We start from the raw sequence: 14,798 nt of genomic DNA, 5'->3' as shown, positions 1-14,798 counted from the left end.
TGTGTTAAATGAAAATATACGAAGAATCAGCATCAAGACCAATTATACGCATGAAAGAAAGCCTTCTCAGACATAGTTTAAGCAATATTTTTGTGCAGCCCCAAAGTTATATGCTAATAACGACAATGATTAGCAATCGATTTCTTTGACGCCTTAAATTGCCAATCATTCATACTTTCATCTTAAGGCATTTCTTAGATTTATTAAGTGCCTGTCCATTCTGCGACGCATTTGTTCACGTCCGATTGACTGCTTTAAACCACCGCCAAAACCGGTAACTTGATCAGTAAAAGTCCGATTAGTATAAAAAATTAATGAGCCACCACGATAGGGTAAACAACCAATAATTAACTGGTTTGAATTATAGGAGTGTCCGACATAAAACTGCCGGGAAAGAATTATCCCGCCGGCATCCTCAGCTAATATGATGCGATGCAGCAGAACTGCCGTTGGGCGATTCTCAACTTGACGATTAATCAAGAAAAATCGTTCTTCAGCATCTGTAGACATGGCTGCAGGATAATTAAGCCAGGTCTGATACAGTTCGGGTAAATGATTGACTAATACTTTGTTGTTTAATATGGCAGCACGCAGTTCTTTACCTGGGTCAGAAACCCTGCCAGCACCGCGATCATACAGCGCGATTCCCTTCAAACCTTCAGTACGATAAATTTGCCATCGATCGAATAAAATCTCTTTGTAAGTCCGCGATATCAAATCAATCTGTGCTGAGTTTATGGTTTGAAGAGTCTTGAATTCCTGAGTGGACAGGTTGAATTTGCTACCCGGTTTGGCCGTCAGAAGATCCGTTTCCTCTTTACGACCCAACTTAAAATATAATTCATTGAAAGTATTCAACGTTGTTTGCGGAGAAATAATGGATTGAGAAATAATTTCAGTATCCACCGATGCCATGCCCCGATTCTTGAGAAATTCGATAACCTTGGCTGGTGTTGACGAAATATAGATAGCAACACCGGCAGCCAATTCTTTTTCGTCATTCTCAGTAATCTGAAAGGAAACAACTTTCCCTTGTTCCAAATTTACGAGGTCTTGCTGCCAAATTCCAAGTTGCTGGATGATATCCTGTATATGCAGGGAACTTGCGGCCTGCACAGAAAAAGTGCAACTTAAGACTAGAACAAGAATTATCTTGCTCCCGATTCCATAATCATGAAATAACTTATATAGGATCCTATTAGGTTTGAGCATATTGCTATAACTACATTATTGTGCACCTGATCATTCTAAAACTGTGAGTTCGATTTCTTCAGGTCGTATTATAAATTATTCATCCCAATAACAGCGCTTTATCAAGTACTGTTATTGGAGGATCTTTATTGAATCTACAGTGGCCAAAATACTGGCAGTAGAAAAACCGTAACCAGAGACACAACTATAGTGAGCGGGATGCCAAGCTTCAAGTAATCGATAAATCGATATCCACCCGGCCCCATTACCAGGGTATTGGCTGGATGTGACACCGGGCTAGCAAGACTGGTTGCGGCAATTGCAACCACCATCATAACAGTTTGCGCGGATACACCCAGCGTTGAACTGAGCGTCAAAGCGATCGGTGCCATGATGAGTACAAGTGCTACGGTTGGCATGATTAGCGCGCCGAGTGTAGTGACAATATAGAGCCCAGCGATAACGACCCACGCCCCGCCAGGACCTAGTAGATCGAGCATGTTTTGAGCTAGCAAAGTGGCTGCGCCGGTATGTTGCATTGCAATGCCAAGTGGCAGCATACCAGCGATCAGAAAGATTGATCGCCACTCAATTGCGCGGTGTGCCTGTTCCATGCTGAGACAGCCGCTCAGCACCATCAAGGTGGCTCCCGCAATAGCTGCAATCGAAATGGGCAGTAATTCCATAATTACCGCAGCAACGACTAGCAACATCAGCGCACCGGCAAGCGGTGCCTTATGTGTGTTGATTGGTTTGACTTGTATCGGATTAAGAATCAATAAATCTTCAATGTCATTAAGTCCGGCCAAACGTACCTTCGGCCCTACAAAGAGCAGCCCATCACCCGATTGCAGTGTCATTGCACGCAGGCTTGATCGGTGCGGTTTTCCTGCACGCCAAATGGCAACCAATTCCACCTGATAATGTTCATCGAACTGCAGATCTTCCACGCGGCGGCCGACAAATTTACTATGTGGATATAACGTTGCTTCGACTAAATCGAGCTCACCTTGCTTGAATACATCCAGATAAGGAGATACATCGTCCAGCCGCTCCAGTTGCTGCAAACCGCGCAACATATCCAAATCACTTTCCCGCCCCTGGATCAGTAATAAATCTCCCGCTTGAATAATCTCTTCTGAGACCGGCGACTCCAACACCTCACCCTCTCGAAAAATGCCGAGCAAACGAAAATCAAAAGCATCCCCTAACTGATTCTCGGCCAATGTAGAGCCAGACAATGGCGTATCGTTCGGCACATGCAATACGAACAAGCGTGCGTCGAGCTGATAGCTTTCCCGCATTTCCTCGGGCGTAACCGGCCCCACAGTGGAAAATTCCGCTACATCATGTAATGCTGCCAGCGCCTGTGGCGTACCCTGCACCAATAAACGATCGTCTGTAGCGATCACCATCTCCGCTAGCCGTGTACGACGCAATAATCCTTCACGTCGAATTGCCAATATATTGACTCCAAAACGCTCGCGAAATGCGCGGTGGCGCAGCGGATTACCAATCAGGGAAGCATTGTCGGCCACCGTCAATTCGGCAAGCTTGTTGTCGACCAACAATCTCTCATGCAGGATTGGTGCCTCGCGCTCAATCTTGAGCGTACTCCAACTGCGTAATCGCTCGAAGTGATCAAAACGACCTTGGGTAAGCAAAATATCACCCGCTTGCAACACAGTATTTGCCCTGGGCAGCACTTCTGTCCGGCCTGCGCGAGTTAGTGCAATGATCACCAAACCTGCAGCCCAGGTCATACCGGAGTCAGCGATCGTCTTGCCAATCAGCAGAGCATCGGTGGGAACCTGCAAAACAAAGTTACGCTCCTGCAATCCGTATTCAGCCTGTAAGTTTCGTTTCTTTTCAATTAACTTCGTGGTATCAGTTGTCGGTAGCAAGTGACGACCCAATAGTGCGACAAAAGCGGTACCAATCAACAAGATTGGCACCCCGATATAGGCAAAATCGAAGAAACCAAATTCTACTTCTCCAGCCTCGCGCAATGCACTACTCACGAGCAAATTCGGAGGAGTTCCGATGAGCGTCATGAGCCCACCGAGCAATGTGCCGTAAGCCAACGGCATCAGCACTCGAGACGGTGCAATTGCGGAACGTCGAGCCACCTCGATTACCACCGGCAGCATTAATACCGCAACAGCAATATTATTCATAAAAGCTGATAGTACGCCTGCTGCGATCATAAAAATTGTAATGATACGTACTTCGCTTCGTCCGCTTACGCGCATCACCAGACCGCCGATTTGATCGGCAATACCGGCACGAGTGAGTCCTTCGCTCATAATGTACATCGCCCATACCGTGATCACCGCCGGATTACTAAAGCCGCTAACTGCCTCCGCTGGCGATACCAGTCCAAAAATCGCCAAGCTTGACAACACCATCAGCGCCACCACATCCATGCGCACCCATTCAGTGACAAAAAGAATGAGGCACGAAAAGAGAATCCCAAGTACCAACACGATCTCAAAAGTCATTCTCGCTCAGCCTCCGGTTTTATTTAACGTTGTCAGTTAGAGTGGCCAAAAGATCAATAGCAGCGGAATACTGACAACGATTACTAATATCTCGAGCGGCAATCCAAGTTGCCAGTAGTCACCAAAGCGAAAACCACCAGGGCCCAGTATGAGGGTATTATTCTGATGCCCAATTGGTGTCAGGAAAGCACAAGAAGCACCGATCGCCACCGCCATTAGAAAAGAGTCGGCATTCACTCCAAGCGCAGTCGCGGTACCAATAGCGATTGGACACATCACGGCTGCAGTGGCTGCATTATTCATTAAATCGGATAGAAACATGGTAATAATCAGAATGAGTGCAAGTCCCATAATGGCATGACCTTGCACAATATTGTCGATCATGAATCGTGCCACCAGATCTGCCATTCCGGTAGATTCTAATACGCCGGCCACGGGAATAAGTGCTCCGAGCAAGACGATTACCGGCCAATCAATTGCGTCATAAACCGCTCGGGGCGCGATGATGTGAAAAACCATTACGCCCAACACGCCGAGAGCAAATGAAATGGCTGCCGGCAACAAACCAAAAGCTGCGCCACCGACTGCGGCAGCCATGATACCGCCGGCAATTAGTGCTTTGCGCTTATCCGGAATATGTAGCTCGCGACTGGCTAATGGCACACAACCGAAATCAGCTGCAAACTCAGCTAATACTTCTGCGGTACCCTGAAGCAACAACAAGTCGCCAGGTTGAATTTTCAGCGTTCTCAACCGCGTCTTAGCACGTGAACCTTCGCGTGATACTGCCAGTAGATTGAGCCCATAGCGGGTGCGTAGCCGCATGTCCGCAGCCGATCGACCTGAGATCGTTGATTCCGGGCGAACCACAAACTCCATCAAAATGATCTCATCACTTTGCGAAGATTCTTCTTCTGCTTCATCTGATTCTAAAGCATCAGCCTTTTTGTCACTCACTTTAATGTCATCATGCCGCGGAGTATGATCCGCCTCACTTTGATCCTTTTCACTATCGTTGTGTTGAGTATCCGCTTCCTCCAGACTTAGCCCAAGATCCGATAGAATGTGCGCCAGAACCTCAGCTTCAGCTTCAATTATCAGGATATCATTAGTCAATATCTTGAACCCAGCTCGAAGCGCAGTGAAATGTGCTTCATTTCGCACTAAACCTACGACTTGTGCGGCATGTCCATCAAGTATAGTTTCAAGCTCGTGCATGACCATCCCGGCAGCTTTACTATCGGTCGACACACGCACTTCAGTGATGTAAGCACCTGTCTCAAAACCTTCCATGCCAGTTTGTTTACGCATGGGAACCAGTCGCCAGCCGACAACTGCTATAAAAACTACTCCACTCAAGGCAACAGCCAAACCAACAGGCGTAAAATCAAACATACCAAAGCTGCCAGCGCCACTCTGGGCACGAAAGCCTGAAACAATCAAGTTGGGTGGTGTTCCAATCATAGTCGTCATGCCGCCGAGAATGGTACCAAAAGCCAATGGCATTAATATTCGTCCGGGAGGCAGTTCAAGACGCTCAGCCAACTGAATCGCCACCGGCATCAAAAGCGCCATTGCTCCAACATTATTCATGAAGCCGGAAAGTGCTGCGCCCAATCCAACCAGAGCCACCAAATTCAACGTCGGACCAGCATTTTTCGGCAAAGTATGGCGGACTAGCACATTGACCGCCCCCGAGGTTTGCAAACTCCGGCTCAGTATCAGAATACAAGCCACACTGATCACCGCTGGGTGGCCGAAACCAGCAAAAGCATCAGCCGCCGCAATCAATCCGGTAAGCACACAAGCAAGCAACGAGGCCACTGCAACCATATCGTGACGCCAACGCCCCCATAAGAACATCGCCATTGTGAACACTAGAATAATAAGAATTATGGTTTGATTAGTGGTCATTTTGTTTCTTTCAATAAATTGTTTAGTCGAGAATCTGCTTGCTTATTACAAACAGGCAGTTAATAGACAGAATAAATTCTCAATATTGAGATTCTCGCATCGTCCATGATGACGCATTGACAATACTTTGATTGATATTCAGTAATAAGTTCTACTCGAGACTGGAAATGATTCTGCTTCAAGAAACCATTTATCACAAGCGTAATTTACACCTGATGACAGAAACCGGAACGGACAGCGGTTTTGTCCGCAAAAAGACTTATGCACGTTCATTTGAATGTTGGAATTCAGTCAGTTGAAAGTTTAATACCCTGTTATGTTTAATCGCCTTTGCGTTAGCGGGCTAGTGTTGGGTTTGGACTCCTTGATCATCAGCATACCTCAAGCCAAAGGTTTCTGGTTTTACCAGACTACATCCTTTTTCAATGCGACAAATTGCCGCAGCATAAAGTGAAGCAGCTTGACTCTGTAATGATTTAATTGGCTCTGTTGCATTTGATTTCATCCAAACTGTGAATTAGCAGAGCTGGTCAATTCTTAGTTAACAGCAGGTAAACTTTCCGGCAATGCAGATAGTTTTTCAACAGCCTGTTAGTTAATATCTTATTCCTGCTAATTTACGCCCTCTTGACTCATCCACCGTTGCCAGTAGCAATAAACCCACAACAAAGAACACCAAGGTACTGAGTAACGCGATGCGTTGATCGCCCGCAAATAGGTAGACCATGCCGCCATACGTCAGCGGACCGATGATCGCTGATAGTTTCGTGGCCAAGCCCCACAGCCCGAAAAACTCCCCTTGCCGTCCAATTGGTGTGAATTGACCCACTAAGGCCCGTCCTGCCGATTGCGCTCCACCGAGTGCGGTACCGATCAAATTGGCCGCGACCCAGAATAACCATTCATCGGTGGCAAGATAAGCGCAGACAATCGCTGCAATCCAGATCAGCAATGTGATGGCAATGCAGCGGCTTGAGCCGATGCGATCTTGCAGGTGACCGAACAAAAAAGCACCGATGGCAGCCGTGACATTAACCACCATAATCAGCACGATGGTGTCTTGCGTCTTGAATCCCATCACTTCTTGCGCATACACCGCCGCCAGCACGATCACGATGTAGATGCCGGCATAATAAACCGTCAATGACAACAAAAAACGGAATAAATCGATATGTAGCCGGGCCTGACGCAAGGTGTCGCCTAAACGACTAAATCCTGCGCGAATGATGTGCCTGCTATCAACAGATTCGGATACGTCCACCCGCTCGCGCAACCAAAGCAAAGTGGGCAATGCCGCAATGCCAAATAATAGTGCGACAATTAAGTTGGTGACCGGAACATAGTGTGCGGCTTCCAGTCCTTGCTTTTCCGCATACGTGACATAGGCCAAACACAGCGCCAGCGTCAGCAAACCACCGAAATAGCCCAGCGCCCAGCCATAGCCGGAAAGCCGTCCCATCGTTTGCGGCGTACTGATTTCCGGCAAAAATGCCGCGATCAGATTTTCGCCACTGGCAAACATGAACGTCGCCAGGATCACTAGTATCACGGCTAAAGCGATATCGCCGGGGCCAGCAAAATACAAAAGCGCAGTAAACACCACGCAACCGATCGTGGTTACCGTCAGGAATCGTTTCTTGGCGCCGGAACAATCCGCGATCGCCCCTACAATTGGCGCGCTCAGCAATACCAGTACGTTGGCGGCCGCCATGGTGAGTGACCACAGCAGCGTCGCGTCGCCACTGCCATGCTCGGCAGCGATCACGCCGACAAAATAGGCATTGAAAATAGCGGTCAGAATAACCGTGGTATAGCCGGAGTTGGCGAAATCGTACATGCACCAGGCAAAACGCTCACGCCGCGTGGCCGGATCGAAATGATGGGGGGTTAATGCCATAGCAAAAGCAGATGAGTCGATAAATGCAGCGTGTTTATTTTCCGGTCATGGTTTCCGGCACCACCCAGGCATCGAACTGTTCCGCCGTCACATAGCCAGTCGCAATCGCCGCAGCCTTCAGGGTAGTGCCTTCACGATGTGCTTTTTTAGCAATTTCAGCGGCCTTGTCGTAGCCGATATGCGGATTCAGCGCGGTCACCAACATCAACGAGTTATGCATCAGCATATCGATGCGTTCCCGATTGGCTTCGATACCCGCCGCGCAATGATCGTTGAAACTGACCATGGCATCCGCCAGCAAGCGCACACTTTGCAGGAAATTATGGATGATCAGCGGTTTCATCACATTCAACTCAAAATTTCCCAACGCACCGCCCATGTTGACTGCGACATCATTCCCCATCACCTGGCAACACACCATGGTCATGGCTTCCGATTGCGTCGGGTTGACTTTTCCCGGCATGATGGAACTGCCCGGTTCGTTTTCAGGAATGCGCAATTCGCCGATGCCACAGCGTGGCCCAGAAGCCAGCCAGCGGATATCATTGGCGATTTTCATCAATGACGCGGCCAGCGTCTTTAATGCGCCATGAGCATGCACCAAGGCATCGTTGCTGGCCAAGGCCTCGAATTTGTTCGGTGCGGTCACAAACGGCAAGTCGGTCAAACGCGACAATTCCGCCACCACGCGCACCGCAAACTCCGGATGCGCATTCAAACCAGTACCGACCGCCGTGCCGCCCAAGGCCAGCTCGCACACATGCGCCATCGCGGCTTCGACATGACGTAGACCATGATCCAATTGCGCCACGTAACCGGAAAACTCCTGCCCCAGCGTCAACGGCGTGGCGTCCTGTAAATGCGTGCGGCCTATTTTGACAATGCTGCCGAATGCTTCGGACTTAGCCGCCAACGTGCCGCGCAATTGCTGCATGGCGGGAATCAGCCGCTGCTGCATTTCCTGCACCGCGGCGACGTGCATCGCAGTCGGGAACACATCGTTGGACGACTGCCCTTTATTGACATCGTCATTCGGATGCACGATCCGGTTGGCACCGCGCTCGCCGCCGAGAATTTCCGAAGCCCGGTTCGCCAGTACTTCGTTGACATTCATGTTGGTCTGCGTACCGGAACCGGTTTGCCATACCACCAGCGGAAACTGATCGTCAAAATGACCGGCAGAGACTTCGTCGGCAGCCTCGATGATCGCCGCGGCACTGGCAGCGCTAAGCAACCCAAGATCATGGTTGACCTTGGCGGCGGCGCGCTTGACCCTAGTCAGTGCATGAATCAGCTCCACCGGCATGCGCTCATTGGAAATCTTGAAATTCTGCAATGAGCGTTGCGTTTGCGCTCCCCACAAAGCCGCAGCAGGCACCTGCACCACGCCCATCGTATCGCGTTCTTCACGGGTTTGCATGAGTACTTACCTCGTCAATTTGGATAAATTTGAGTATTAGTTTACTAGGATTCCCATTTGACATTTCATTCATTGCATATATATAACGCCCAAGTTAATCGGTGCCGGAGCACAAAGCGCGGAGGGCACCAACATCGACCATTAGAATCGCGAAGCGATGACCCATGTTGGTGTCCGCGTTGAAACGCCAATTTGCCCCTGAGTCAAGATGGTGGAATGCTGCCGGTGTCATCATTTTCTTGAGGAGGAGCAAAACGACTACGCATAAGGACTGTTCCCGACTGAGCGAAGCGCGTACATCGATCAATTAGGTTGTAGTCAAATAGCTTTGGGTCACCTCCGCTGCATTTCAGGATAGTGATTAATTCTTGCAAATCCAGAACATGAAAAAAATCGCCTGTATCAACCATCGCTTGCATGAGTTGCTGTTCGACTTCTTGCCAATCGCCGTCGTACATTAGTTCGGACAATAAAACAATGCAGTGAAACGGTTGCTCCAGATTGATTGATAATGATTTTCCGTCTTTATCCGTTATTGAATCGCCTCTCTTTGCTGCCTTGGCGGCGCCGACAAGTTGCGTAATGGCTTTTTTGGTCTGCTTTTGTACGCCTTTTGTTCGCCTTGTTTGCTCTCTGAAAATGCTAGATTGAAGAATTGATAGGTCTTTTGCTTCTATTAAAAATGAGCCGTACTCATGAAAAGCTAATACATCCGTTAGTTCTCTATCTTTTTCGCCGACCTTTATTTGCGGCGACATGTGAAGGGTCAAAGGGAACACAGACTCCAAAGAGGCCCAAGTGGCACGCTCAAGAACAACGCCTTCATTTGGGTCGTTGATCTTTACCGTTTGTTTATCATTCACGCCAATAAACGAGATGTGGTTCGCGTGCCATTTCTCAAATGTGACAGGTACTTCTGTAAAGTCGATAAGTGCGACGCCATTTGCCCCCTGAGTTCTATCGGTGCTGTAGCAAAAACAGTCCAGCGCATATGATGCAGCTTTATTGAAGGGTCCAATGTAGAAGTTTGAGCTTGATAGAAATTCTCTTATTTTTTGCGCATCCGCTTCAGCCAACATGACATTGCTCCAAGCCACGTTCACGTCCAATTCGTTAAACAAAAATATTGGAACGTTGCGGAGGTCGAGTATTCTGTTCAATGCCGGAACATCTTCTTCGTGAAGTTCTACGCCGCAAACAAACAGGGGATGATTTGGAATGTCATGAATTCTGGCTCCAGCGCACAAGAAGTTGTTCTGGGTGCCAAAAATTAAGGACATGGGGCAGCCTGCGACCAGTGCTTTTAGGCTCGCGTTAGTACTTTTTAGGAGCAGTGCGACATCCCCATTCCCAACGGTCGGAACAAACCAGATGCTTGCGACCTCAGATCGCATCTCCTTGTATACGCGAGCGCTTGGGATGTGCATATGAAAGGGCTAACGTAATATATACATCAAAAAATTTCGCATAAATTGATTGCACCGGCTGCTGCAACCATCAATCCCAACTCAACGCACCACCCGTTTGATACTCGGTCACGCGCGTTTCAAAGAAATTCTTTTCTTTTTTGAGATCCATCATTTCAGACATCCACGGGAACGGGTTATTGGCATTGGGATACAGCGTATCCAAACCAATTTGCTGGCAACGGCGATTGGCGATATAGCGTAAATACTCCTTGAACATCGGCGCGTTCATTCCCAATACGCCACGCGGCATCGTGTCTTCCGCATAACGGTATTCCAACGCCACGGCTTTTTGCATCAGCCCGGCAATCTCTTCGCGGAATGCTTTGGTCCATAGGTGTGGATTTTCCATTTTGATTTGGTTGATCACGTCGATACCGAAATTGCAATGCATCGATTCATCGCGCAAAATATACTGATATTGCTCGGCCGATCCGGTCATTTTATTTTGCCGCCCCAGCGCCAGAATCTGCGTGAAGCCCACATAAAAAAACAAGCCTTCCATAATGCAGGCAAACACGATCAGGCTTCTGAGCAACTGCTGATCCGTTTCCAAGGTGCCGGTCTTGAAGTGTGGATTAGTCAGCGTATCAATAAATGGAATCAGAAATTCGTCTTTGTCGCGAATCGAAGATACTTCATGATAGGCGTTAAAGATTTCACCTTCATCCAGGCCCAATGACTCAACGATATATTGATACGCATGGGTGTGGATGGCTTCTTCAAACGCCTGGCGCAGCAGATATTGGCGGCATTCGGGATTGGTAATGTGACGGTATGTTCCCAATACGATATTGTTGGCCGCCAGTGAATCGGCCGTAACAAAAAAACCCAGGTTACGCTTGACCAGGCGGCGCTCATCTTCGGTCAGGCCGTTGGGATCTCGCCACAACGCAATATCCCGGCTCATGCTGATTTCTTGCGGCATCCAATGATTGGCACAGGCGCCGAGATATTTATCCCAGGCCCATTTATATTTGAACGGCACCAATTGATTCACGTCCGCATTGCAATTAATGATTTGCTTATCTTCCACCGCAATGCGGCGATTGGCGCTGCCGGCAATGGCTTGCTCATCCGTGGCATCACTGGCTGCCACAGTGTGAGAATCCTTAAACAGTCCTTGTAGTGGTCCATCCAAACCTGGAATTGATGGCATTTCAGCTTTGGTTGATTCGTCTTCAAATGTCAGCATAATTGACTCCTTTCTCTTGATCTTTTTAGATTATTGACACGATTCGCAGCTTTCGTCATCGATCGCGCAATATTTAATTTCAACCGTGGATACTTCCACCGCCGCCTTAACCACCCCGCCATCGGCAGGCACGGCATTCAGCGAACCTGCACGCACGGTCGATTTCTCCGCTGCGGTGGCACCCATCGAGCGCAAATAATAGGTAGTTTTCAGACCGCGCAGCCATGCCAATTTATAGGTTTCATCCAATTTCTTGCCGGACACGCCTCCCATATAAATATTCAGCGATTGCGACTGGTCGATCCATTTCTGCCGCCGCGCGCCCGCTTCAATCAGCCACAGCGGATCCATCTCAAATGCGGTCGCGTACAGGGTGCGAATATTTTCTGGAATACGGTCGATTTTACTGATCGCGCCGTCAAAATATTTCAAGTCGGAGAGCATGACTTCATCCCATAGATTGAGCTTCTTCAGATCGTTAACCAGTGATCGATTGGCAATCGTGAATTCGCCGGATAGATTCGACTTAACGTACAGATTCTGATAAGTCGGCTCGATACTCGCAGAAACGCCCACAATGTTAGATATCGTCGCAGTGGGTGCGATCGCCAGGCAGTTGGAATTGCGCATGCCATGCAGTTTGATGCGCTGCCGCAATGCATCCCAATCCAGCGTCGCCGAAAGATCCGCTTCGACATAGCCGCCGCGTTCCTGTTGCAAGACTGTCAGCGTATCGTGCGGGAGAATGCCGCGATCCCACAAGCTGCCTTGATAACTGCTGTAACAACCGCGTTCCTGCGCTAATTCAGTCGAAGCCCAGTAAGCCTGATAAGCCACCGCTTCCATGGAACGGTCGGCAAATTCCACCGCCTCTTGCGAACTATAGGGAATACCTAGTTGATGCAGGCAATCCTGGAATCCCATGATGCCCAATCCAACCGGGCGATGCTTCAAGTTAGCATTGCGCGCTTTGGCGACGGCGTAGAAATTGATGTCGATGACATTATCCAGCATGCGCATGGCGACATGAACGGTGCGTTTCAGTTTGTCCATATCCAGCGCGCCATCCTTCAAATGCGCGACCAAATTGACCGAACCCAGATTGCAAACGGCAATCTCCTTATCGTTGGTATTCAGCGTGATTTCCGTGCACAAATTAGAGCTGTGCACCACGCCGACATGGTTCTGCGGTGAACGGATATTGCAAGGATCCTTAAAGGTAATCCACGGGTGTCCGGTTTCAAACAACATGCTCAGCATTTTGCGCCACAATTGCACCGCCGGAATTTTTTTGAACAACTCCAGTTCGCCCCGCTCAATCTTGGTTTCGTAATCTAAATACGCTTGTTCAAATTGCCGGCCAAATTTTTCATGTAAATCCGGAACATCCGAAGGTGAGAATAAGGTCCAGTCACCGCCTTCGATGACACGTTTCATAAACAAATCGGGAATCCAGGTGGCGGTATTCATGTCGTGCGTGCGACGACGATCGTCACCGGTATTTTTACGCAGCTCGAGAAATTCCTCGATATCCAGATGCCAGCATTCCAGATAGGCGCAAACCGCGCCTTTGCGCTTGCCGCCTTGATTAACCGCGACAGCGGTATCTGACACCACTTTCAGGAAAGGCACCACGCCCTGCGATTTACCATTGGTGCCTTTGATCCGTGCGCCCATGGCGCGCACCGCTGTCCAGTCATTGCCCAATCCACCCGCATACTTGGCCAGTAACGCATTTTCCTTGATGGATTCATAAATGCCATCCAGATCATCCGGCACTGTGGTCAGGTAGCAGGATGATAATTGCGAGCGGCAGGTGCCGGAATTAAACAATGTCGGTGTCGAGCTCATGAAGTCAAAACTCGACAGCACATGATAGAATTCAATCGCACGCGCTTCCCGGTCAATTTCATTCAACGCCAACCCCATCGCCACGCGCATAAAAAACGCTTGCGGCAATTCGATGCGTTGTTCTTTGATATGCAGAAAATAGCGGTCATACAAAGTTTGCAATCCCAGATAATCAAACTGCAGGTCGCGATCCGCATCCAGCGCTTCGCTCAAACGCGCCAAATCAAATTGCGCCAGGCGCTGATCCAGCAGGTCGGCTTCAATACCGCGCTTGATGAAAGCCGGGAAATACTCTTTATATTGCGACGCCATCATCTGCTGCGAAACCTCTGCGCCAAGCACTTCATGACATATATTATTCAACAACAGACGTGCCGTGACATAACTGTAAGCCGGGTCTTTCTCGAACAACACGCGCGCCGACAAAATCACGGATTTTCTGACTTCTTCAATAGGCACGCCGTCGTACAAATCCTTTAATGTGGCTTTCAGAATCAATGAAGGATCAACGGTATTTCCCAATCCTGCGCAGGAAGACTCAATCAATGCAGACAATTTAGCCACGTCCAGTGGCATTCTTTGCCCGTTATCCATCACATACAACACTTCAGCCGCGGTCTCTGCGGTTGATTTTTGCTTCAGCTTAGCTCTTTCCCGCGCACGTTCTTCGCGATACAGCACATAAGCGCGCGCCACATCGTGTTCGCCGGAGCGCATTAAAGCCAATTCAACTTGATCCTGGATATCTTCAATATGAAAAGTACCGCTATCGGGCTGCCGGCGCAGTAAGGCATTCACCACATCCTGAGTTAGGCTGACCACTACTTCGCGCACCCTGACCGATGCAGCACCCTGACCGCCATCGACTGCGATAAAAGCTTTCGTCAAAGCCACCGAGATCTTACCGGGCTCAAACGTGACCACGGCACCATTACGGCGAATAACTCTATGTTGGGAAAAGCGGGAATTTTGTGTCGGCGTATCGTTAAAACTTGAAGTTCCGGATACAGGCTTGAGGTTGGTATGTTCTGTCGCAAGTTGCATTGATGATTCCTCCTGACTGAATATTCATCAAAGAAAATACAAATTTCCATGTATTCAATGAAATAGTATGATTCTCATAAAACCACTACATATAGTGGTTAAAGACAATTACCACAGCACCGATAGTACACCACAAATTATTTTATTGCTGCAAATTTTTTTATTATTTGTCAGAATAAAAAATAATTTGTGGCAATTTTTATTTAAGATTGAATCCGATCAGGGAGTTGGAGAAAGTTGTTTTATACACAACAGACACGACATACGAGCTATGATTATTTCTGGTGTATGACAAGTGAGGAGAAAGCGGTGTAGCCTG

General features: G+C 48.6%; 9 protein-coding genes. 1 reads left to right on the top strand and 8 read right to left on the bottom strand.

All coding sequences use genetic code 11. The annotated features are described in order from the left end of the window. Positions 1-177 precede the first annotated feature (177 nt). The 4 genes from QZV86_RS00045 to QZV86_RS00030 form a co-directional block, all read right to left on the bottom strand. Positions 178-1,041: a hypothetical protein gene (locus QZV86_RS00045; RefSeq protein WP_295623212.1), complete on the bottom strand. Its 864-nt coding sequence runs from the start codon at positions 1,039-1,041 to the stop codon at positions 178-180. 305 nt (positions 1,042-1,346) lie between these two features. After that, on the bottom strand, positions 1,347-3,692 hold the full coding sequence (locus QZV86_RS00040) for an SLC13 family permease (RefSeq protein WP_295623211.1): 2,346 nt from the start codon (positions 3,690-3,692) through the stop codon (positions 1,347-1,349). 36 nt (positions 3,693-3,728) lie between these two features. After that, complete coding sequence (locus QZV86_RS00035) at positions 3,729-5,606, bottom strand: SLC13 family permease (RefSeq protein WP_295623209.1); 1,878 nt, start codon at positions 5,604-5,606, stop codon at positions 3,729-3,731. A gap of 595 nt (positions 5,607-6,201) precedes the next feature. Continuing rightward, the gene (locus QZV86_RS00030; RefSeq protein WP_295623311.1) at positions 6,202-7,395 is read right to left on the bottom strand and encodes an MFS transporter; all 1,194 of its coding nucleotides are present in this window, start codon (positions 7,393-7,395) and stop codon (positions 6,202-6,204) included. Between QZV86_RS00030 and QZV86_RS00025 the strand changes: the two genes are divergently transcribed. Further along, entirely contained in the window at positions 7,354-7,497 is a 144-nt protein-coding gene (locus tag QZV86_RS00025) for a hypothetical protein (protein ID WP_295623313.1), read from the top strand. The genes QZV86_RS00030 and QZV86_RS00025 overlap by 42 nt on opposite strands. A gap of 40 nt (positions 7,498-7,537) precedes the next feature. Here QZV86_RS00025 and fumC read toward each other — a convergent pair whose 3' ends face one another. The 4 genes from fumC to QZV86_RS00005 all read right to left on the bottom strand — a co-directional run bounded on the left by fumC (position 7,538) and on the right by QZV86_RS00005 (position 14,479). Further along, positions 7,538-8,923, bottom strand: coding sequence for a class II fumarate hydratase (gene fumC / locus QZV86_RS00020; RefSeq protein WP_295623207.1), 1,386 nt, complete (start codon positions 8,921-8,923; stop codon positions 7,538-7,540). 203 nt (positions 8,924-9,126) lie between these two features. Beyond that, positions 9,127-10,203 carry a hypothetical protein gene (locus QZV86_RS00015; RefSeq protein WP_295623205.1) on the bottom strand — a complete coding sequence of 359 codons (1,077 nt, stop codon included), beginning with the start codon at positions 10,201-10,203 and terminating at the stop codon, positions 9,127-9,129. A gap of 217 nt (positions 10,204-10,420) precedes the next feature. Then, positions 10,421-11,584, bottom strand: a complete 1,164-nt coding sequence (locus QZV86_RS00010) for a ribonucleotide-diphosphate reductase subunit beta (protein WP_295623203.1) — start codon at positions 11,582-11,584, stop codon at positions 10,421-10,423. Positions 11,585-11,614: 30 nt separating this feature from the next. Beyond that, positions 11,615-14,479: a ribonucleoside-diphosphate reductase subunit alpha gene (locus QZV86_RS00005; RefSeq protein ID WP_295623201.1), complete on the bottom strand. Its 2,865-nt coding sequence runs from the start codon at positions 14,477-14,479 to the stop codon at positions 11,615-11,617. Positions 14,480-14,798 lie beyond the last annotated feature (319 nt).

Source organism: uncultured Nitrosomonas sp. (assembly GCF_902826915.1).
Classification (GTDB): domain Bacteria; phylum Pseudomonadota; class Gammaproteobacteria; order Burkholderiales; family Nitrosomonadaceae; genus Nitrosomonas.
This window is presented reverse-complemented; position numbering and strand designations above follow the sequence as displayed.